Raw genomic sequence first — 20,004 nt, 5'->3', positions numbered from 1 at the left:
CAGTTCGGGTGTCTCGACGCGGATGGCGGGCTGATAGACATGGCCCATGACCGAGGAGTCCCGCAAGGTCCGCGTCTACCTGCTCGACGACCACGAGGTCGTCCGCGAGGGCCTGCGCGCACTGCTGGAGAGCAACGACGACATCGAGGTCGTGGGGGAGTCGGGCTCGGCGGTCGACGCCGCCAACCGGATCCCGGCGCTGCGTCCCGACGTGGCCGTGCTCGACGCCCGGCTGCCCGACGGCTCGGGCATCGAGGTGTGCCGCACCGTGCGCGCGGTGGACCCGTCGATCCGGGGGCTGATCCTCACGTCGTACGACGACGACGAGGCGCTGTTCGCGGCGATCATGGCCGGCGCGTCGGGCTACGTGCTCAAGCAGATCCGCGGCGCGGACCTGGTCGACGCGGTCCGGCAGGTGGCCGATGGCAAGTCGCTGATCGACCCGAGCATGACCGCGAAGGTGCTCGAGCGGGTGCGCCACCCGCAGACGGTCGCCCCCGAGCTCGCCGAGCTGACCGAGCAGGAGCGCAAGCTGCTCGCGCTGATCGCCGAAGGCCTGACCAACCGGCAGATCGGCGAGCGGATGTTCCTCGCGGAGAAGACCGTGAAGAACTACGTCTCGAGCATCCTCTCCAAGCTCGGGCTCGAGCGCCGCACCCAGGCCGCGGTGCTCGCCAGCCGCCTGCTCGGCGACCAGCAGCGCTGAGGGTGCATTGCTCGGGTGCGCGGGTGCGGGCGCGCGGTTTCATCAAGGGATGAGGGTGAAGTCGCGCTCCCCTGGGTGGGTTCGCCCCGGGAGGCGCGGGTTGGCCTGGATCCCTTGATGAAGCGCCGCCCCGTCGGCACCCGCCACCACCGACCCACGCTCACCCACCCGACAGGGGCACCCGCCACACGAACGACGTGCCGTGCGGTGACCGCGGCGTCACCTCGAGCCGGCCGCCGAGCGCGCCGGCACGCCGCCGGGCGTTGCGCAGCCCGCTCTCGGAGGAGACCTCGCCGATCCCGACACCGTCGTCGAGCACGCTCAGCCGCAGCTCGCCGTCGCCGACCTCGACGGTGATCTCGCCGTGGTCGGCGCCGGCGTGCCGAGCCAGGTTCGACAGCGCCTCGCGGACGACGGGCAGCAGTTGGTCCCGCACCTGGGACGGCACGGCGGAGTCGACCGGGCCGGTGGTGCGCACCACCGGGTCGAACTTGAGCAGCGGGGCGTACTCGCGCGCCAGCGCCCGCAGGTCCGCGCGCAGTGACGGGCCGGTGCCGTGCTGCTGGAGCTCGAAGATCGTGCCCCGGATGTCCTTGATCGTCGTGTCGAGCGAGTCCACCGCCCGCTGCACGATGTCGGCGCCCTCCGGCGTCTGCATCATCGACTCCGCACGCTGGAGCTGGAGGCCGGTCGCGAACAGCCGCTGGATGACCAGGTCGTGGAGGTCGCGGGCGATCCGCTCGCGGTCGGAGGTCACGGCGAGCTCGGCGCGGTCGTCGAGGCCCTGCGCCCGGTCGAGCGACAGCGCGGCGTGCTCGGCGAACGAGACGAACAGCTCGCGGTCCTCCACCGGCAGCGGGCGGGTGCCGGGGTCGAAGAACGCCACCAGCTGCCCGCTGCCGGCCAGGTGGGTGCGCAGCGGTACGACGAACGCGTCGTACTCGTCGACGCTGGTCTCGGTCGGCTCGGTCAGCTGGGCGATGTCCGGGTCGTCGACGATGCTGCGCAGCGCGGCGGCGACACCGGCGCGCAGCTCCGGCCGCCCGGTCGAGAGCTGCGGCTGGCTCCCCGGCCGGCTGGTCGTCGCGGCGACCGCGCGGGCCCGGGCCACGTTGCGGGCGGCGCGAACCACCTCGCGCAGCGCGCCGTCGAAGTCGACCGGCGGCTGCACCGCCTCGTCGAGGTCGGCGGCCGCCTCCAGCCACTGGCGCCGGCGCTCGCTGAGGCCGTAGGCGCGCGCGTTGTCGATGACGAAGCCGGCGGTGTTGGCCAGCGCCTCGACGAGCAGCTGGTCCTGCTCGGTGAACGACCGGCCACCGGACTTCTCGGTCAGGTACAGGTTGCCGAAGACCGTGCCGCGGATCCGCACCGGGACGCCCAGGAAGGTGCCCATCGGTGGGTGGTTGGGCGGGAAGCCGGTGGCGTCGGGGTGCTGGGTGAGGTCGTCGAGCCGGATCGGCTGCGGGCGCCGGATCAGCAGGCCGAGGATGCCGCGGCCGTGCGGCGGGTCGCCGATCCGGGCCCGCTCCTCGTCGCTGACCCCGGTCGTCACGAACTCGATGAGCACCGGTCCGTCGCCGATCACGCCCAGCGCGCCGTACCGCGCGTCGGTCAGCCGGGTCGCCGCCTCGACGATCCGGGACAGCACGCTGCGTAGGTCGAGGTCGGAGGAGATCGCCGCGACGGCGTCCAGCAGGGCGCGCGTCGAGTCGGGAAGGACGCCGCTGGCGCCGTCGCTGGGGTGCACGGCGTCAGTCTGCCCCAGCGGCCCCGCTCTCTCAGACCGCGCGACGCACCGGAAGCGTCTCGACCGGGTCCCAGCCGACGCCGATCTGGCGGCCGCTGATCTCCGACCAGTGCAGCCGCAGGTAGAGGTTGCGCGCGCCGGCGGCCCACGGCTGCGGGTCCCACGTCGTGCGGATCCGGTCCAGCTCCAGCGGGTCGGTGACCACGTTCGCGCGGCCGCGGACGACGACGCTCCAGCCACGCCAGCGCTCGTGGTCGAACCAGTCGACCTCGAAGGCGAGCATGCTGCCGCGCCCGTAGGTGCCGAGCACGCTGTACGGCGAGGTGCGCATGATCACCGCCTCGCCCACGACCGAGTAGTTGACCGGCACGATGTGCGGGCCGTCCGGGGAGGAGAGCGCCACCCGGCCGGTGATGCCGGCGCCCAGGAGCAGGGTGCACTGCTCCGGGCTGAGGTCGACGGATTCCTGCACGACTGCCTCCTTCGGGGTCGGGTCCGTCCGCTCGTTCCATGGTGCTCCCGATCACACGTGCAGCCGAGGGCCGATGGTCCCGAGAATGCCGGGCCTTCGCCGCTACTGGTCCGGGCCTCACCGGGGGAATCTGGAGTCGTAGACGACGCCAGGGAGGCAGCCATGGGTAACACGGAGAACACGCTCATCCCGCCAGGCACGGTGGTGGTGGGGATCGACGGCTCGCCCTCCTCCGACCGGGCCCTCGACTGGGCGATCGACCAGGCGGTGCGCGAGCGCCGGCAGCTCACCCTCGCCCACGGCATCGACCCCGCCGGCGTCGCCTGGACCGACCCGATGGGCGGCAGCCACCGGGCCGTGGTCGACGCGATGGCCGACGACGGACGGCGGCTCCTGGCCGACGCCCGGGCGTACGTCGAGATCCGCCAGCCGGACCTCGGCGTCAACCAGACCGCGTGGATGGCCGACCCCCGCGTCACGCTGCTCAAGCTCGCCGAGAAGGCCAGCGTGCTGGTCGTCGGGTCGCGTGGTCGCGGCCCGGTCGCCAGCCTGCTGCTGGGCTCCGTCGGGCTGGCCGTCGTCCGCCACGCCACCTGCCCCGTGGTCGTGGTGCGGCCCGGCAACCCGGGTCGGGTGCGCAACGGCGTCGTGGTCGGGGTCGACGGCGGCCCGTCGTCGCGGGCGACCGTGGAGTTCGCCTACCGCCAGGCGTCGCTGCGCCAGCTGCCGCTGACGATCCTGCACGGCATCGAGGAGGTGTGGCCGCCCAACGCGACCGACGACGACCTGCGGATCTCGGTCACCGAGCCGCTCACCGGGCTGGCCGAGAAGTACCCGGACGTCACGACCCGGCTCGAGCTGGTGCGCGAGGACGCCGCCGGAGCGCTCGTCGAGCAGTCGCGGCGGATGGACCTCGTCGTGCTCGGCGCCCACCACGGCGGTCGGCTCTCGACGCTGCTGACCGGATCGGTGGCGCTGTCGGTGGTCGAGCACGCGGAGTGCCCGGTCGCGATCGTTTCGTAGTGCCGGCGGGCGATCAGTCGACGTCGCCGTCGACGTACATCCAGCGCCCGGCGCGCCGCTCGAAGCGGCTGCGCTCGCGCAGCTCGCCGGGCGCGCCGGCGCGGGTGAAGGACGCGACGAACTCGACCCAGTCCGCCCCGGCGTCGGTGACCCGCAGGCCCGTCCAGGTCAGGCCGGGATCGGGGGCGAGGTCGTCGGGGCGGGTGCGCGGATGCCAGGTGCGGAAGACGTAGTCGAGGTCGCCGACGGCGTACGCCGCGTAGCGCGACCGCATCAGCTCCTCCGCGGTCGCCGCCGCCACCGCGCCCCGGTGCATCCGCCCGCAGCAGGCGTCGTACGTCGCACCGGAGCCGCACGGGCAGGGCTGCTGGAGGAGCACGGGCGAAACCCTACGCGGCGCGCCCGGGCGCGACCGTAACCGGAGACGGGTCCCGGTTCTTGCGGGTCCGGCGTAGCGTGAGGACGTGACCGCTCCCTCCACCCCTCCGCAGATCAGCACGGTCGGCGAGCTCCGCGCCTCCGGCCATGTCCAGAAGCACCTGCGCCAGGAGATCCGCGACAACCTGCTCGCCATGCTCCGCGAGGGCCGCGACCCGTGGCCCGGCCTGCACGGCTTCGCCGACACCGTGATCCCGCAGCTCGAGCGCGCGCTGATCGCCGGCCACGACGTCGTGCTGCTCGGCGAGCGCGGGCAGGGCAAGACCCGGCTGCTGCGCACCATGGTCGGGCTGCTCGACGAGTGGACGCCGGTGGTCTCCGGCTCCGAGCTCGGCGAGCACCCCTACGAGCCCATCACGGTGACCTCGCAGCAGGCGGCCGCGACGTACGGCGACGACCTGCGCGTCTCCTGGCGGCACCGCGACGAGCGGTACGCCGAGAAGCTGGCGACCCCCGACACCTCGGTCGCCGACCTGATCGGTGACGTCGACCCGATGAAGGTCGCCGAGGGCCGGTCGCTGGGCGACCCGGAGACCATCCACTTCGGCCTGATCCCGCGCAGCCACCGCGGCATCGTCGCGATCAACGAGCTGCCCGACCTCGCCGAGCGGATCCAGGTCGCGATGCTCAACGTGATGGAGGAGCGCGACATCCAGATCCGCGGCTACGTGCTGCGCCTGCCGCTCGACGTGCTCGTGGTCGCCAGCGCCAACCCCGAGGACTACACCAACCGCGGCCGGATCATCACCCCGCTCAAGGACCGTTTCGGCGCCGAGATCCGCACCCACTACCCGGTCGAGCTCGACGACGAGGTGGCGGTGATCCGGCAGGAGGCCGACCTGGTCGCCGACGTGCCCGACTACCTGGTCGAGATCCTGGCCCGCTTCTCGCGGGCGCTGCGCCAGTCCAGCTCGGTCGACCAGCGGTCGGGCGTCTCGGCGCGCTTCTCGATCGCCGGCGCCGAGACGGTCGCGGCGGCCGCGCTGCACCGCGCCACCAGCCAGGGCGAGGACGAGCCGGTCGCCCGGGTCGTCGACCTCGAGACCGCGGTCGACGTGCTCGGCGGCAAGATCGAGTTCGAGAGCGGCGAGGAGGGCCGCGAGGCCGAGGTGCTGACCCACCTGCTCCGCACCGCCACCGCCGAGACCGTGCGCCAGCGCTTCCGCGGCCTCGACCTCGGCCTGCTGGTGCAGGCGATCGAGGACGGCGCGATGGTCGCGACCGGCGAGCAGGTCACCGCCCGCGACTTCCTCACCGGGCTGCCGGTGCTCGGGGAGTCGGAGCTGTACGACGACGTCTGCGAGCGCATCGGCGCGACCAACGACGGCCAGCGTGCCGGTGCCATCGAGCTCGCGCTCGAGGGGCTCTACCTGGCCCGCCGGATCGGCAAGGACGTCGACGGCGCGGAGACGGTCTACGGGTGACCCGATGAAGGACCGCACCCGCTTCAAGCGCTACGAGGGCGGCGACCCGCTGGCCCCGCCGGTCGACCTCGCCGAGGCGCTGGACGCGATCGGCGAGGACGTGATGGCGGGCTACTCGCCCGAGCGCGCGATGCGCGAGTTCCTGCGCCGTGGCGGCCGCGACCAGAGCGGCCTCGACGACCTGGCCCGCCGGGTCGCCGAGCGGCGGCGGGAGCTGACCCAGCGACACAACCTCGACGGCACGCTCCAGGAGATCAAGGAGTTGCTCGACCGCGCCGTCCTCGAGGAGCGCAAGCAGCTCGCCCGCGACGCGATGATGGACGACGGCGACCGGGCGCTCCGCGAGATGCAGCTCGACAGCCTGCCGCCCAACACCGCGGCCGCGGTCGGCGAGCTCTCGTCGTACGACTGGCAGAGCCGCGAGGCCCGCGAGGACTACGAGAAGATCAAGGACCTGCTCGGCCGCGAGCTGCTCGACCAGCGCTTCGCCGGCATGAAGCAGGCTCTCGAGGGCGCCACCGACGAGGACCGCGCGGCCGTCAGCGAGATGCTCGGCGACCTCAACGAGCTGCTCGAGAAGCATGGCAGGGGCGAGGACACCCAGCAGGACTTCGACGACTTCATGGCCAAGCACGGGGACTTCTTCCCCGAGAATCCGCAGGACATCGACGAGCTCCTCGAGTCGCTCGCCCAGCGCTCGGCCGCCGCGCAACGGATGCTCAACTCCATGTCGCCCGAGCAGCGCCAGGAGCTGATGGAGCTCTCCGCGCAGGCCTTCGGCTCCCCGCAGCTGATGGACCAGCTCGGCCGGCTCGACGACAACCTGCAGTCGCTGCGCCCCGACCTCGACTGGGGCGGCTCCGAGCAGCTGAGCGGCGAGCAGGGCCTCGGGCTGGGCGACGGCACCGGTGTCTTCCAGGACCTCGCCGACCTCGACCAGCTCGCCGAGCAGCTCTCGCAGTCCTACGACGGCGCGCGGATGGACGACCTCGACCTCGACCAGCTCGCGCGCCAGCTCGGCGACGAGGCCGCGGTCGACGCGCGCACCCTGCAGCGGCTCGAGAAGGCAGTGCGCGACTCCGGCTACCTCAAGCGCGGCTCCGACGGGCAGTACCGCCTCTCGCCGAAGGCGATGCGCCAGCTCGGCAAGGCGCTGCTGCGCGACGTCGCCGAGCGGATGTCCGGACGCCAGGGCAACCGCGAGCTCCAACGGGCCGGCGCCGCCGGCGACCTCTCCGGCGCCACCCGGGCCTGGGAGTTCGGCGACACCGAGCCGTGGCACGTGCCGCGCACGATGCTCAACGGCGTGCTCAGGCGTGCCGCCCTTCGAGACGCCTCGTCCCTCGGCTCCTCAGGAACCGCCCCTGTGCCGATGCTCAGTGTCGAGGACATCGAGGTGCAGGAGACCGAGGCCCGCACCCAGGCCGCGGTCGCGCTGCTGGTCGACACGTCGTTCTCGATGGCGATGGACGGCCGCTGGGTGCCGATGAAGCGCACCGCGCTCGCGCTGCACACGCTGATCCGCTCCCGCTTCCGCGGCGACGCGCTCCAGCTGATCGGCTTCGGCCGGCACGCCGAGGTGATGGAGATCGAGCAGCTCACCGCGCTGGACGCGATGTGGGACAAGGGCACCAACCTGCACCACGCGCTGCTGCTCGCCAACCGGCACTTCCGCAAGCACCCGAACGCGCAGCCGGTGCTGCTCATCGTCACCGACGGCGAGCCGACCTCGCACCTCGAGCCGAGCGGCGAGGTCTACTTCTCCTACCCGCCGCACCCGCTCACGGTGGCGTACGCCATCCGCGAGCTGGACAACGCCGGGCGGCTGGGAGCGCAGACGACGTTCTTCCGGCTCGGCGACGACCCCGGGCTGGCCCGGTTCATCGACCAGATGGCGCACCGGGTCGACGGCCGGGTGGTGGCACCCGAGCTGGACGACCTCGGCGCCGCGGTGGTCGGCTCCTACCTGGGCGCCCGCGGCCGCGGGGGCCCGTGGGGTGGGGGCGGCTACGGCGACTGGTTCGGCGGCCGCGGCTTCTGGGTCGGGGACCAGTAGCGTGCGGGTTTCGGCTGTCAGCAGCCAGAACCCGCGGGACACGCCGGTGCGACGCGGCGCGCCGTGAGGGTTTCGGCTGCCAGCAGCCGAAACCCCGCAGGTCCCGGGATCGGCCCCGAAGGGGCAGGATGACCGCGTGGACCTGACCGTCATCGTCGTCAACGTCGTCGGCTGGCTCGGCATGGCGCTCCTCATCGGCGCCTACGCGCTGGTGACGGCCGGCCGCCTGCACGGGACGAGCCTGATGTTCCAGCTGATGAACCTCTTCGGCGGTGCGTTCCTGATGGTCAACTCCGCCTACTACGGCGCCTGGCCGTCCGCGGCTCTCAACGTGGTCTGGGTCGGGATCGGCATCGTGGGCCTGCTGCGGGCCGCACGCGGAAAACGGGGCCGGGTGCCGGAGCACGCCGCATAGCGCGCTGCCCGGCACCCGACCCCGTCGGAGACTGTGGTGGTCAGGTGGTGCTCAGGCCACGGTCTTCAGCGCGAGCTTCGTGAACTGCACCGACTTCGGGATCGACGGCGCGGTCTGGTCCATCGACGTGGCGCCCGTGTAGACGACGTGCTTGCCGGAGCGGACGAAGAGCGAGTTGGTGACCATGGTCGTGGCCTGGCCGGCGATGGTGCAGGTGGCCTTCATCTGGTAGCCCCACCGCTCGTTGCCCAGCTTGAAGCCGATCTTCTTCATCGAGCTCTTGCAGTCGACCTTGCCGCCACCGGCGCCGCCGCCGGGGACCGTGACCGGGCACTTCTTCGCGGACTTCTGGTAGCCGTGCAGGTAGGCGATCGCGGCCTTGGCGTTCTTGAACTTGATCGCGGTCGCGTAGACGCTCGGCCGCTCACCGGTCGTCTCGTAGAGCGACGGGTCGCCGGAGGCGTACTCGGGGGCGGTGTAGTCGGGGGAGTACGCCGCGGTCGTCTGGCTCGCGCCCTTGACCACCTTCTGCTGACCGCACTTCTTGCCGGGGCCGTAGACCTTGGACGTCGACTCCGAGCTGGTGCCGACGTGCGGGTAGATCTTGGCGGTGGCCTCGACGGAGGGGACCTTCGCAGCACCGGCAGCGGTGGCGGACGTCGCGAGGACGGGCACGGTGACGGCGGGGACGACGAGCGCGATCAGTGCGCGGCTCAGCCAGCGGCGGGACATGTTTTCTCTCTCTCGTTTGTCCGGTGTGGTCCGGAGGAATCGGGGCCGGGATCACCCGGCGCCGAGCAGCCTGGCGAGTCCAACTTGGGAATCACTGGGACCTGACTGGGAGCCGATCCGACCAGGTCGGAGAATAGCCGGGATGGACGACATCTCCGCGACCGTGCTCGCCCTGCTGGGCCTGGCCGCGCTCGCGGCGGGCTTCGTCGACGCCGTCGTCGGCGGGGGTGGCCTGATCCAGCTCCCGGCGCTCCTGCTCGGGATGCCGCACGCCGCGCCGGTGCAGGTGCTGGCCACGAACAAGGTGGCCTCGTTCTGCGGGACCAGCGTCAGCGCGGCGACGTACTACCGCCGGATCAGGCCGGACCCGCGGACGTTCCTGCCGTTGATGGCGCTCGCCTTCGTCGGGTCCGCGCTCGGCGCACTGGTGGCCAGCCAGATCCCGCGCTCGGCGTTCGAGCCGATCGTGCTGGTCGCCCTGATCGTGGTCGGCGGGTACGTGTTGTTCAAGCCGCAGCTCGGCGAGCAGACCGCGCTGCGGTTCGCGGGGCACCGGCACCTGGCCGCCGCGATGGCCACCGGCCTCGCGATCGGCTTCTACGACGGCGCGCTCGGCCCGGGCACCGGCAGCTTCTTCGTGTTCGCGCTGGTCGGCCTGCTGGGCTACAGCTTCCTCGAGGCGTCGGCCAAGGCGCGGCTCGCCAACTGGGCGACGAACCTCGCGGCGATCCTCGTCTTCGCGCCGCAGGGCGCGATCGTGTGGAAGGTCGCGCTCGTCATGGGCGCGGCCAACATCGTGGGCGGGTACGTCGGCGCGCGCACCGCCGTCGCCCGGGGCGCCCGCTTCGTGCGGATCTTCTTCATCGTGGTGGTCTCGGCGTTCATCGTCCGGATCGGCGGCGACGTGGTGGGGCTGTGGTGACGACGTGGTGACGACGTGGTGAGCTACCTGACCCTCGCCCGCGACGCGGAGGCCGAGATCGAGGTGAAGCGCTCGCGCTTCCGGTGCACCCTGCGCCGGGTCGAGACCGAGGACGCGGCCCGGGCCGTCGTCGACGGACTGCGCCGCGAGCACTGGGACGCTCGGCACCACTGCTCGGCGTTCCGGATCCAGCAGCACGCCCCCGGTGCGTCGCTGGTGCCCGTCGAGCGCTCCTCCGACGACGGCGAGCCGGCCGGCACCGCCGGTGCGCCGATGCTCGACGTGCTCCGTGGCCACGAGGTGAGCGACGCGGTCGCGGTCGTGACCCGCTGGTTCGGCGGCACCCTGCTCGGCGCGGGCGGCCTGGTGCGGGCGTACGGCGACGCCGTCCGGGCCGCGCTCGCCGAGGCCGGGACCCTGCGCCGCACCCTCGTGCGCGAGCACCTCCTCGAGCTCGACCACGCGGACGCCGGCCGCGTCGAGAGCGACCTGCGCGCCCGCGGGATCGCCGTGCTCGACCGGCAGTACGACGCCCGCGTCGCCCTGACGCTCGGCGTACTCCCCGGCGAGGAGCCGCGGCTCGCCGCGCTGCTCGCCGAGCTCACGGCCGGCGCCGCGACGACCACGGTGGCGGGTGAGCGCTGGGTCGATAGCCTCACTTCATGAGTGTTGTCGTCGACCTTGCCGACCTCCCGGACCGGCTCGCCGAGTACGACCGGGGCTACCTCCTCACCTCGCGCGACGGCCTGGTGAAGGCCGTCTCCGTGCGCGCCGTGCCCGCCGACGGCGTGCTGCGCGTGCCCACGCCCGGCCGCGGCTCGGTCGCCAACGTCGGCGCCCATCCGCCGGTGACGCTGCTCTTCCCGCCGCTCGCGAACCCCGGCATGACGCTGCTCGTCGACGGCACCGCCGTCGCCGACGGCGACGACGTGGTGATCACCCCCACCGGCGCGGTGCTCCACAAGCCGGTGTCATGACGACCACCCCCTCCTGGGTGAGCGCGTTCCTGGACTTCGCGCCGGGTACGTTCGCCCGCGGCATCGCCTTCTGGCGCGGAGTGACCGGCTACGACGTCTCCGCGCCGCGGGGCGAGCGCGACCACTTCGCGACGCTCGTGCCGCCCGACGGCGACGGCTACCTCCGGGTCCAGCATCTCGGCGACGGGTCCAGCCGGATCCACCTCGACCTGCACGTCCCCGCGCCCACGATCGCGGCCGAGGCCGCGGTGGAGCTCGGCGGGCACGTGCTGGTCCGGCACGAGCAGGGGTACGTCGTGCTGCGGTCGCCCGGCGGCTTCGTGTTCTGCTTCGTCGACCATCCAGCGCGCACCCGGCCGCGCCCCGCGATCTGGCCCGGCGGCCGCTCCCAGGTCGACCAGGTCTGCCTCGACATCCCGCCCTCGGCGTACGACGTCGAGGTGGAGTTCTGGCGCGTGCTCACCGGCTGGGAGCTCGACGCGTCGGTGTCGCCCGAGTTCGCGCGCCTGCAGCCGCCCGACGACCAGCCGCTGCGCTGGCTGATCCAGCGGCTCGACGGCGAGCAGCCGGCCGTCACCGCCCACCTCGACCTGTCCGCCGACGACCGCGACCGCGAGGTCGAGCGGCACCTCGGCCTCGGCGCGTCGCTGGCCGCCCGGCACGACTGGTGGACGGTGCTGACCGACCCCACCGGGCTGGCCTACTGCGTCACGCGGCGATCGCCACGCTGAGCCGAGCCGGGAGGCGCCGGGACGTCATACGTTGCGAGGATCCGCTTCCTCGCAACGTATGACGTCCCGGGCGACCGAGGCGGCCTACGCGGGCTGGTGGAGGCAGAGGATGTTCCCGTCGGGGTCGAGGAACCACGCGGCCTTCATCGCGCCGTCGTCGAAGACGTGGTCGACGGTCTTGAGGTCCGGCAGGTCGTAGTCCTCGAACTGCACCCCGCGCGACTCGAGGTCGGAGATCTCGCTGGTGATGTCGCCGACCTCGAAGCTCATCGCGGTGTTCGGGGAGGGCCGCACGTCGGGGAGCGGGCGGAGCGCGAGGTGGGAGCCCCCGGTGAGGCGGAACATCAGCTCGCCACCGGGGCCGGCGCCGTCGAAGGCGAGTCCGAGGCGTTTCTCGTAGAAGTCCTGCGCCCGCGCGGCGTCCCCGACGGGGAGCATGACCGCGACGGCACTGTCGGTCAGTGTCATGGCAACCTCCTGGGCCACCTTCCAGCGTGCGCCCGGCGGTGGGTGCCGACAATCGTCAGTTCGGGTCACTCGCCGGCGAAGCCGGGCAGCGAGTCGGTGAGGATCTGCCGGAACGGCGCCTCGCACTCCAGTTGGCACAGCACGCCGAGACCGGCGAGCCAGGTGCGGTGGATCAGCAGGTACGACGGCGGCAGGTTGAGCTTCATGCCGACGGTGTACGCCGGGCTGCGCGGGTCGTTGATCCGGGTGAACTGGGTGCGCATCCAAGCACGGCTGAACCGGAACCGCTCGGTCCTCGTCGGCTCGACGAACGGCGCCAGGTAGTCGAGCACCTGGTCGGCGTCGACCGAGATGCGCTCCTTGATGAAACCCTCGCGGCGCAGCCCCGCGACCAGCCCGTCCTCGTCCTCGTCGGCGGCGATCCGCAGCAGCCGGCCCATCGCCTCGGGCAGGCCCCGCTCGGGCAGTCGGGCGACGGCGCCGAAGTCGAGCACGCCCAGCCGGCCCGGCTCGCCGTCGGGGCCGGGGAGGATGCGGTAGTTGCCCGGGTGCGGGTCGGCGTGCAGCATGCCGGTGCGCACCGGGCCGCTGAAGAGGAAGCGCACGAAGAGCTCGCCGTAGTGGTCGCGCTCCTCCGGCGTGCCGCTCGCGATGATCGAGGCGAGCGATGCGGGGCTCTCCAGCCACTCGGTGACCAGCGTCGTGGCACCGACGTCGACGACGTCGGGCACCACGATCTCCGGGTCGTCGCGGAACGCCGCCGCGAAGGTGCGCTGTGCCTCGGCCTCCAGGTCGTAGTCGAGCTCGTCGGCCGCGCGGGCCTGGAGCTCCTCGACGAGCGGCTTGAGGTCGAGCCCGGGCACGAGCGGGGCCGCCGTCCGGGCCACCCGGGAGATCGCGCGCAGGTCGGAGCGGAGCGCGTCGCCGGCGCCGGGGTACTGCACCTTGACCGCGACGTCGCGCCCGTCGGCCCACCGACCGCGGTGCACCTGGCCGATGGACGCCGCGGCCGTCGGCCCGCCGTCGAGCCAGACGAGCCGGTCCCGCCAGTCCGCGCCGAGGTCGGCGGCCAGGATCTCCCGCACGGTCGCGGTCGGCATCGGGGGAGCGGCGTCCTGGAGCTTGGTGAGCTGGTCGCGGTAGGGCTCGGCCAGCTCCTCCGGGAAGGCCGACTCCAGCACCGACAGCATCTGGCCGAACTTCATCGCGCCGCCCTTGAGCTCGCCCAGCGTGCGGAAGAGCTGCTCGGCGGTGCGCTGCTGGATCTCGGACAGCACGGCGTCCGCCGGCTTCCCGCCGATCCGCTTGCCGAGCCCGAGCGCGCTGCGCCCGGCGTACCCGATCGGCAGGGCGGCGAGCCTCGCCGTCCGCGCCACGGCCTTGCGGGGCAGCTCGGTCATGGCCTCGATTGTTCCAAACCGGTGGTGGGACCGGGCGGCTTCCGGCGGCGCGCCCGCCCGACGAGTCGGGACACCTACCCCTGCCGGGCCGGGCCGTGGCCGGGGTTCGGTGGGAGGTCGTCCGTCTCGAGGAGGAGCATGCGCCGCCACATCCGCCGGGTCGTCCCGGCCGTCCTGATCGCCACGGCCCTGCTGGTGCCGACCGCCGGTGCCGTCGCCGAGCCGACGGAGACACTCGCGGCGACCGGATCGATCGTCTTCGTCCGGGGCCACAACGTCTGGGTGGCGAGCGGCGACGGCACGTCGGTGCACCAGGTGACCCAGGACGGGACGGCGGCCTCGCCGTACGTCTCGCCCACGCAGTCCGACGACGGCACGATCGCCGCGGGCCACGGGAGCGAGATCGTCTTCCTGGGCCAGAACGGCAGCGTGCGCAACCGGCTGGACCCGCCGGGCCTGATGAGCCCCGCTCTCAACCGGGAGATCGACGGGCCGATCCGGCAGGCCGCGATCTCGCCGGACGGCCTGCTGGTGGCCTACACGATCAGCGTCTGGGGCTGTGTCCCCGGCGAGCAGTGCCGCGACCACGCCGTCACCGCGATCACCGGCACCGACACGATGGACCTGCCGATGACCTATGGCCAGACCTACCTGTGGTCGCCGTCGTGGGTGGGTGACAGCCGGACGATCCAGATGAACCTGGACGACGACCTGGCGATGTTCAAGGACCTCCACCTGGCACCGCGCTCGTGGTTCATGGACATCGAGACCGTGCACTGGAGCGAGGCCACCGACCTCGACGACGTGGAGCTCTCGCCGGACGGCCGCTGGCTCGCCGGCGTACGCGGGTCCGGGGCGTCGACCCGGATCGCGCGGTACGGCGTTCGCGGCAACGCCCGCTCCGGGCCGGCGCCGCTCGCGCCGGTGCTGGCCTGCCAGACCGCCGCGGCCGCGGGCCAGGCGAGCCCGACGTTCTCCCCGGACAGCACGACCGTCGCCTGGCAGCAGGGTGGCGGCGTCTGGGCGGCCGGGGCGGACGTGAGCACCGGCTGCCCCGCGCCGAGCCTGCTGATCCCGAACGCCCAGGGGCCGGACTGGTCCGCCACGCCGTTCGACCCGGCGCGGGGGCCCGCGCCCCTCCCGGGTCCGCAGCCGGGTCCGCAGCCGGGCCCCCAGCCGGGCCCCCAGCCGGGCCCCCAGCCGGGCCCCCAGCCGGGTCCGAACCCCACCCCGGGGCCGCAGCCCGGTCCGGCGGCGTTCTCGGTGGTGAAGGGACCGCAGGTCCGCGGGGTCGCGAAGGTGGGCAGGGTGCTCCGTGCCGTGGCGCCGCGGCTCGCGCCGCAGCCGGCGAAGGTCTCGTTCCGGTGGCTGCGCAACGGCAAGCCGGTCGCCGGCGGAGCGGGGGCCGCGAAGCGGTATCGGCTCAAGGCCGCCGACCGTGGGCGCCGGATCTCGGTGCGGGTGACGGCGACGGCACCGCAGCTGCCGACGAAGGTCGTGACCAGCAAGGCCACCGCGAAGGTGCGCCGCTGACGTCACTGGGTGCACAGGCAGAACGGGTGCCCGGCGGGGTCGAGGAAGACCCGGAACGTCGTGCCCGGCTGGTGCGCGGCCCGGGTCGCCCCGAGCTCCAGCACCTCGGCCTCGGCCGCGTCGAGGTCGGGCACCACCACGTCGAGATGGAGCTGCTGGGGCCGCTCCTGGCCGGGCCACTCGGGCGCCCGGTAGCCCTCGACCTGTTGGAAGGAGATGCACGAGCCGCCGTCGGCGGGCCTGATGTCGATCCAGCCGCCGGGGTCCTCCTGCACGTCCCAGCCGAGCAGCGTGGCGTAGAAGCGGGCCAGTCGGCCGGCGTCGGGGCAGTCGTAGACGAAGGTCGGGAAGCGAGCGATGGCCATCCGTCGACGGTAGACCCCGCCCGCGCGGACCTCAGCCGTCTCGGAGGCAGTCGGGGCCGTCGGGGCCGTCGTGGGCGGCGGGGTGGGTCGCGAGGCCGCTGAGGATCAGCTCGCCGATCGCGGCGGCCAGGCGCGTGGCCTCCTCGACCGGCCTCTCGCACGGCCCCTCGACGGCGACGCTGAGGCCGGCGATGGTGATGGCGCCGAAGACGCTCATGGCGACGGTGGCCGGATCGGCGACCCGGCGCAGGGACCCGTCGGCCACCCCCTCGGCGAGCAGCCGCTCGATCGGCTCGTAGAAGGTGCTGTGGATCGCGACCGCGAGCTCGGGCAGCCGGGTCGCGCGGCCCAGGTCGCCCACCAGGGCGCGGCACAGGAACGGGTGCTCGAGCATCACGCCGAGCTGCGCCACGATCGCGGCCTCGAGCCGGGTCCGGGCGTCCTCGGGTCCGCTCACGGCCACCCCGACGGCGCCGGCGATCAAGTCGAGCAGGTCGCTCAGGAGGAACTCCAGGACGCCGTTCTTGCCGTCCAGGTGGTAGTAGATCGTCGCCTTGGGGATGCCCGTGACCTCGGCGATGTCATCGATCTTGGTGCCGTCCAGGCCCCGTTCGGCGATCAGCTCGGCCGCGTCGTACAGCTGGCTGGCCAGTTTGGCCGGAAGCTTCCGCATGGCCACATCGTATGTTGTACTGGTAGTACAAACGAGCACTCCAAATGCTCGGTACGACCTCCGGCCCGAGGGGAGCCGCCGATGTCCGACCACGAGCTGAGGTACGACCCGTTCGATCCGGAGGTGATCGCGGACCCGTACGCCACCTACCGCGAGCTTCGCGATCGTGCGCCCCTGTACTGGTCCCCGGCGGCGGGCTGCTGGGTACTCAGTCGCTACCACGACGTGGCCGCGGTGCTCACCGACCCGATCACGTACTCCTCCGCGTCGGGCATCTTCCCGACCCCGGCCGACGTGGACATGACCGCGATACTCCTGCCCATGCTGGTGATGAGCGACCCGCCCCGGCACACCCAGCTGCGGCAGATCGTCAGCCGGGCCTTCACGCCGCGTCGCATCGCGGCGCTCGAGACGACGATCGAGGGCATCGCCGCCGACCTTCTCTTCCAGGTCCCCCTGGAGGACGACTGGGACTTCGTCTCGGCGTTCTCCGGGCCGCTCCCGGCGATCGTCATCGCCGACCTGCTCGGCGTCCCGCGGGAGGACCGGGACCGGTTCCGAGCCTGGTCCACCACCTTCGTCCAGTCCAATCCCAGTCGAGGCCAGCTGGGCGTGGAGGTGGCCACCGCGCTCTACGACTACTTCGCGTCCTTCCTCGCCGAACGCCGGGCCTACCCGGAGGACGACCTCATGACGGCGCTCGTCCAGGCGGAGGTCGAGGGCCAGTACCTGAGCGAGGAGGAGCTCCTCGGCTTCTGCCTGCTGCTGCTCGTGGCCGGGCACGAGACGACCACCAACCTGCTCTCCAACGGCGTCGTGCTGCTCGCCGCACACCCCGAGAGCCGCGAGCGGCTCGCGGACGACCCGGGCCTCGTGCCGGGCGCGGTCGAGGAGCTGCTCCGCTACGACTCGCCGGTCCAGGGCCTCTCGCGCACGGTGACCAGGCCGGTCGAGCTGCACGGGCAGTGGATGCGGCCCGGCGACACGGTGCTGCTGCTGTTCGGCGCGGCGAACCGCGACGAGCGGGTGTTCGCCGACGCGGAGGTCTTCGACATCGACCGTCGCCCCGAGCACATCGCGTTCGGCCGCGGCATCCACTTCTGTCTCGGGGCGGCCCTGGCCCGCCTGGAGACCCGGATCGCGCTACAGACGCTCCTCGGCGACCGGAGCTTCCGCTGGGAGGCGGACCTGGCCGGTGCCGAACGACTCAGCTCGGGACCCGTCAGGGGGTTCGCGTCACTGCCGGTTCGGTGACGCGCGAGGCGACGCTCGGGAGTCGTGCGGGGGCTGGCGTCATCCTGTCAGGGGGCGGGATGGCGCCAGTCGCGCGCGCTCAGGCGGTCTCGGGGAACTTCACGCCGGTGTTGGCGTGGCACCGGTAGCCGTGGGGGTTCTTGGCGAGGTACTGCTGGTGCACGTCCTCGGCGTAGTAGTACGGCGCTCCGTCGTCGAGGGGGGCGGCGGGCCGGATCTCGGTGGTGATGTCGCCGAGGCGCCGGCGGGCGAGCTCGGCGCCGTACGCGGCGGTCAGCTCGCGGGCGACCCGCTCCTGCTCGGGTGTCGTCCAGTAGATCGCCGAGCGGTACTGGGTGCCGACGTCGTTGCCCTGGCGGTAGCCCTGGGTCGGGTCGTGGATCTCGAAGAAGGTCTTGACCAGGTCGGCGTACGAGACCGTGGCCGGGTCGAACACGATCCGCACGGCCTCGGTGTGGTTGGTGCGCCCGGTGCAGACCTCGTCGTACGTCGGGTGCGGCGTCGTGCCGCCGGCGTACCCGACCGAGGTCGACCAGACCCCGGGGATCTGCCAGTAGATCTCCTCGGCGCCCCAGAAGCAGCCGAGGCCGAAGAGCGCCACCTGGTAGCCGTCCGGGATCCCGCCGGTCTCGGGGTCGGTGACCACCGGCGCGTCCAGGACCCGGTGCCGCTCGGCGATCGGGAACGTCCGCTCGGCGCGGCCCGCGAGCGTCTGCTCGGGGGCGACCATCTCGGCCTTGCGTGTGAGGAACACAGGCACTCCTTCTCGGTCGGGGGATTCGTCCACAGTGTCCAACAACCGAGGTGGCGGGTCCGTTCCCGACGTGATTGGCTGCGTGGTACCAGATCGATACCATCGAGGGTATGGCCATGACGGTACGCACTGACGAGGAGCTCGATCGGGCGCTGACCGAGCTCGCGCAGCAGGAGGGGGTCTCGAAGCAGGAGGTGATTCGGCGCGCGGTGCTGGAGCGGCGCGACCGGAGTGCTCACCGCGAGCGGGTGAGTGAGAGCGCCAAGCGGGTGATGGAGGAGTGGGGGCCGGTGCTGGACCGACTCGGCAAGGCCTAGGTCGTGGAGTACCTCGACTTGGAGGATCTGCTGTGGTTGACCAGGGAGCTCGGTGCCGGGCCGGTGCGCGACGTGGGCCTCCTGGAGTCGGCAGTGGCGCGACCGCGGACCAGCCTGTTCGGTGACGACGCGTATCCGTCGATCGAGCTCAAGGCGGCCTCGCTCCTGCACTCGATCTGCCGCAATCATGCGCTCGTCGACGGCAACAAGAGACTGGCCTGGTTCGGCACCGCGACTCTGCTCGACGTCAACGGCTACCGCGTCGACCTCACCGACGACGAGGCCTTCGATCTGGTGATGAGCGTCGCCGAAGGCTCCGCCGACGTCGAGGACATCGCTCGGGTGCTGGCTGCGGCGCTGGTCGAGCGCTGAGTAGCCTCCCAGTCATGAGTGAGCAGCAGCACCGACACAAGGCCGGCTTCGAGACGCGGGCGATCCACGCGGGCTACGAGCCCGACCCGACCACCGGCGCGGTGATCCCGCCGATCTACGCGACCAGCACCTACAAGCAGGACGGCGTCGGCGGCCTGCGCGGGGGCTACGAGTACAGCCGCTCCGCCAACCCGACCCGCACCGCCCTGGAGGGCAACATCGCGGCGCTGGAGGAGGGGGAGCGCGGGTTCGCGTTCGCGTCCGGCTTGGCCGCCGAGGACACCCTGGTGCGGGCCACCTGCCGTCCCGGCGATCACGTCGTGATCCCCGACGACGCCTACGGCGGCACCTTCCGGCTCTTCGACAAGGTCGAGAAGGCCTGGGGTCTCGACCACAGCCCGGCGCCGGTCTCCGACCCCGACGCGGTCGCGCGGGCGATCCGGCCCGGCGAGACCAAGCTGGTCTGGATCGAGACGCCGACCAACCCGCTGCTCAACATCGGCGACATCGCGGCGCTCGCCGCCGTCGCCCACGACGCCGGGGCGCTGCTGGTCGTCGACAACACCTTCGCCTCGCCGTACCTCCAGCAGCCGCTCACGCTCGGCGCCGACGTCGTCGTGCACTCGACGACCAAGTACTGCGGCGGCCACTCCGACGTGGTCGGCGGCGCGCTCGTCGTGAGGGACCTCGACCTCGCCGAGCAGGTCGAGTTCCACCAGAACGCCATCGGCGCCGTCGCCGGCCCGTTCGACTCCTGGCTCACCCTGCGCGGCCTCAAGACGCTCGCGCTGCGGATGGAGCGCCACTGCGACAACGCCGAGCGGGTGGTCGACTTCCTGACCAGCCACCCGAAGGTCGGCGACGTGATCTACCCCGGACTCGAGACCCACCCCGGGCACGAGGTCGCCCAGCGGCAGATGCGGCGGTACGGCGGAATGGTGTCCTTCCGCGTCACCGGCGGCGAGCAGCACGCCCTCCAGGTCTGCGAGCGCACCGAGGTGTTCACGCTCGGGGAGTCGCTGGGCGGCGTCGAGTCGCTCATCGAGCACCCCGGCCGGATGACCCATGCCAGCGTGGCGGGCACCGAGCTCGAGGTGCCGGCCGACCTGGTGCGGCTCAGCGTCGGCATCGAGACCGCCGACGACCTGGTGGCCGACCTGGAACGCGCCCTCGGCTGACCGTCGAGAGACGCCGACCGCGGAGGGCTCGGGGATAAGTTGTCGCC

General features: G+C 72.6%; 23 protein-coding genes. 14 read left to right on the top strand and 9 right to left on the bottom strand.

The features are described from left to right. The first annotated feature begins 46 nt into the window (after positions 1-46). Positions 47-706 carry a response regulator gene (locus KM427_RS20950; protein WP_215525183.1) on the top strand — a complete coding sequence of 220 codons (660 nt, stop codon included), beginning with the start codon at positions 47-49 and terminating at the stop codon, positions 704-706. 160 nt (positions 707-866) lie between these two features. Here KM427_RS20950 and KM427_RS20945 read toward each other — a convergent pair whose 3' ends face one another. Then, entirely contained in the window at positions 867-2,453 is a 1,587-nt protein-coding gene (locus KM427_RS20945; protein WP_183591729.1) for a GAF domain-containing sensor histidine kinase, read from the bottom strand. A gap of 31 nt (positions 2,454-2,484) precedes the next feature. After that, positions 2,485-2,925 carry a pyridoxamine 5'-phosphate oxidase family protein gene (locus tag KM427_RS20940; RefSeq protein ID WP_215525182.1) on the bottom strand — a complete coding sequence of 147 codons (441 nt, stop codon included), beginning with the start codon at positions 2,923-2,925 and terminating at the stop codon, positions 2,485-2,487. Between the two features lie 162 nt (positions 2,926-3,087). Between KM427_RS20940 and KM427_RS20935 the strand changes: the two genes are divergently transcribed. Continuing rightward, positions 3,088-3,948 (top strand): universal stress protein, encoded by an 861-nt coding sequence (locus KM427_RS20935; RefSeq protein WP_183591727.1) that lies wholly within the window; start codon positions 3,088-3,090, stop codon positions 3,946-3,948. A 13-nt stretch (positions 3,949-3,961) separates the two neighbouring features. Here KM427_RS20935 and KM427_RS20930 read toward each other — a convergent pair whose 3' ends face one another. Beyond that, complete coding sequence (locus tag KM427_RS20930) at positions 3,962-4,327, bottom strand: YchJ family protein (RefSeq protein ID WP_215525181.1); 366 nt, start codon at positions 4,325-4,327, stop codon at positions 3,962-3,964. A gap of 85 nt (positions 4,328-4,412) precedes the next feature. Between KM427_RS20930 and KM427_RS20925 the strand changes: the two genes are divergently transcribed. The 3 genes from KM427_RS20925 (at position 4,413) to KM427_RS20915 (ending at position 8,281) form a co-directional block, all read left to right on the top strand. Next, positions 4,413-5,810: a MoxR family ATPase gene (locus KM427_RS20925; protein WP_215525180.1), complete on the top strand. Its 1,398-nt coding sequence runs from the start codon at positions 4,413-4,415 to the stop codon at positions 5,808-5,810. Between the two features lie 4 nt (positions 5,811-5,814). Then, on the top strand, positions 5,815-7,866 hold the full coding sequence (locus KM427_RS20920; RefSeq protein WP_215525179.1) for a vWA domain-containing protein: 2,052 nt from the start codon (positions 5,815-5,817) through the stop codon (positions 7,864-7,866). Between the two features lie 136 nt (positions 7,867-8,002). Next, positions 8,003-8,281, top strand: coding sequence for a CBU_0592 family membrane protein (locus KM427_RS20915; RefSeq protein ID WP_215525178.1), 279 nt, complete (start codon positions 8,003-8,005; stop codon positions 8,279-8,281). 51 nt (positions 8,282-8,332) lie between these two features. Here KM427_RS20915 and KM427_RS20910 read toward each other — a convergent pair whose 3' ends face one another. Beyond that, positions 8,333-9,013: a hypothetical protein gene (locus KM427_RS20910; RefSeq protein ID WP_183591723.1), complete on the bottom strand. Its 681-nt coding sequence runs from the start codon at positions 9,011-9,013 to the stop codon at positions 8,333-8,335. Between the two features lie 142 nt (positions 9,014-9,155). On the opposite strand from KM427_RS20910, the gene KM427_RS20905 reads away from it, so the two are divergent. The 4 genes from KM427_RS20905 to KM427_RS20890 are packed head-to-tail and all read left to right on the top strand — an operon-like array spanning position 9,156 to position 11,643. Then, a complete protein-coding gene (locus KM427_RS20905) occupies positions 9,156-9,935 on the top strand; it encodes a sulfite exporter TauE/SafE family protein (protein WP_215525177.1) in 780 nt (259 codons plus the stop codon). 18 nt (positions 9,936-9,953) lie between these two features. Continuing rightward, positions 9,954-10,601, top strand: a complete 648-nt coding sequence (locus KM427_RS20900) for an IMPACT family protein (protein WP_252274722.1) — start codon at positions 9,954-9,956, stop codon at positions 10,599-10,601. Next, on the top strand, positions 10,598-10,912 hold the full coding sequence (locus KM427_RS20895; protein ID WP_183591720.1) for a pyridoxamine 5'-phosphate oxidase: 315 nt from the start codon (positions 10,598-10,600) through the stop codon (positions 10,910-10,912). The genes KM427_RS20900 and KM427_RS20895 overlap by 4 nt, the downstream gene beginning before the upstream one ends. Continuing rightward, on the top strand, positions 10,909-11,643 hold the full coding sequence (locus tag KM427_RS20890; RefSeq protein WP_215525176.1) for a VOC family protein: 735 nt from the start codon (positions 10,909-10,911) through the stop codon (positions 11,641-11,643). The genes KM427_RS20895 and KM427_RS20890 overlap by 4 nt, the downstream gene beginning before the upstream one ends. Before the next feature lie 84 nt (positions 11,644-11,727). On the opposite strand, the gene KM427_RS20885 is transcribed toward KM427_RS20890, so the two are convergent. Beyond that, the gene (locus KM427_RS20885) at positions 11,728-12,111 is read right to left on the bottom strand and encodes a VOC family protein (protein ID WP_183591718.1); all 384 of its coding nucleotides are present in this window, start codon (positions 12,109-12,111) and stop codon (positions 11,728-11,730) included. A 65-nt stretch (positions 12,112-12,176) separates the two neighbouring features. Continuing rightward, positions 12,177-13,511, bottom strand: a complete 1,335-nt coding sequence (locus KM427_RS20880) for an ABC1 kinase family protein (protein WP_183591717.1) — start codon at positions 13,509-13,511, stop codon at positions 12,177-12,179. Positions 13,512-13,649: 138 nt separating this feature from the next. Between KM427_RS20880 and KM427_RS20875 the strand changes: the two genes are divergently transcribed. Continuing rightward, positions 13,650-15,044: a TolB-like translocation protein gene (locus tag KM427_RS20875; RefSeq protein WP_215525175.1), complete on the top strand. Its 1,395-nt coding sequence runs from the start codon at positions 13,650-13,652 to the stop codon at positions 15,042-15,044. Positions 15,045-15,046: 2 nt separating this feature from the next. On the opposite strand, the gene KM427_RS20870 is transcribed toward KM427_RS20875, so the two are convergent. Next, on the bottom strand, positions 15,047-15,409 hold the full coding sequence (locus tag KM427_RS20870) for a VOC family protein (protein WP_215525174.1): 363 nt from the start codon (positions 15,407-15,409) through the stop codon (positions 15,047-15,049). 31 nt (positions 15,410-15,440) lie between these two features. Next, on the bottom strand, positions 15,441-16,082 hold the full coding sequence (locus tag KM427_RS20865; RefSeq protein ID WP_215525173.1) for a TetR/AcrR family transcriptional regulator: 642 nt from the start codon (positions 16,080-16,082) through the stop codon (positions 15,441-15,443). Positions 16,083-16,163: 81 nt separating this feature from the next. Between KM427_RS20865 and KM427_RS20860 the strand changes: the two genes are divergently transcribed. Beyond that, positions 16,164-17,336, top strand: a complete 1,173-nt coding sequence (locus KM427_RS20860) for a cytochrome P450 (protein WP_183591713.1) — start codon at positions 16,164-16,166, stop codon at positions 17,334-17,336. 79 nt (positions 17,337-17,415) lie between these two features. On the opposite strand, the gene msrA is transcribed toward KM427_RS20860, so the two are convergent. Beyond that, the gene (gene msrA, locus KM427_RS20855; protein WP_215525172.1) at positions 17,416-18,090 is read right to left on the bottom strand and encodes a peptide-methionine (S)-S-oxide reductase MsrA; all 675 of its coding nucleotides are present in this window, start codon (positions 18,088-18,090) and stop codon (positions 17,416-17,418) included. 116 nt (positions 18,091-18,206) lie between these two features. On the opposite strand from msrA, the gene KM427_RS20850 reads away from it, so the two are divergent. From KM427_RS20850 to KM427_RS20840, 3 genes are read left to right on the top strand one after another with little or no spacing between them, the layout of a single operon-like run. Continuing rightward, entirely contained in the window at positions 18,207-18,407 is a 201-nt protein-coding gene (locus tag KM427_RS20850; RefSeq protein ID WP_215525171.1) for a ribbon-helix-helix domain-containing protein, read from the top strand. A gap of 3 nt (positions 18,408-18,410) precedes the next feature. Continuing rightward, positions 18,411-18,779 (top strand): type II toxin-antitoxin system death-on-curing family toxin, encoded by a 369-nt coding sequence (locus tag KM427_RS20845; protein ID WP_183591710.1) that lies wholly within the window; start codon positions 18,411-18,413, stop codon positions 18,777-18,779. A gap of 14 nt (positions 18,780-18,793) precedes the next feature. After that, positions 18,794-19,957 (top strand): cystathionine gamma-synthase, encoded by a 1,164-nt coding sequence (locus KM427_RS20840; RefSeq protein WP_215525170.1) that lies wholly within the window; start codon positions 18,794-18,796, stop codon positions 19,955-19,957. The last annotated feature ends 47 nt before the right edge of the window (positions 19,958-20,004 follow it).

The sequence above is a fragment of the Nocardioides sp. LMS-CY genome, from assembly GCF_018732145.1.
Lineage (GTDB): Bacteria > Actinomycetota > Actinomycetes > Propionibacteriales > Nocardioidaceae > Nocardioides > Nocardioides soli.
This window is presented reverse-complemented; position numbering and strand designations above follow the sequence as displayed.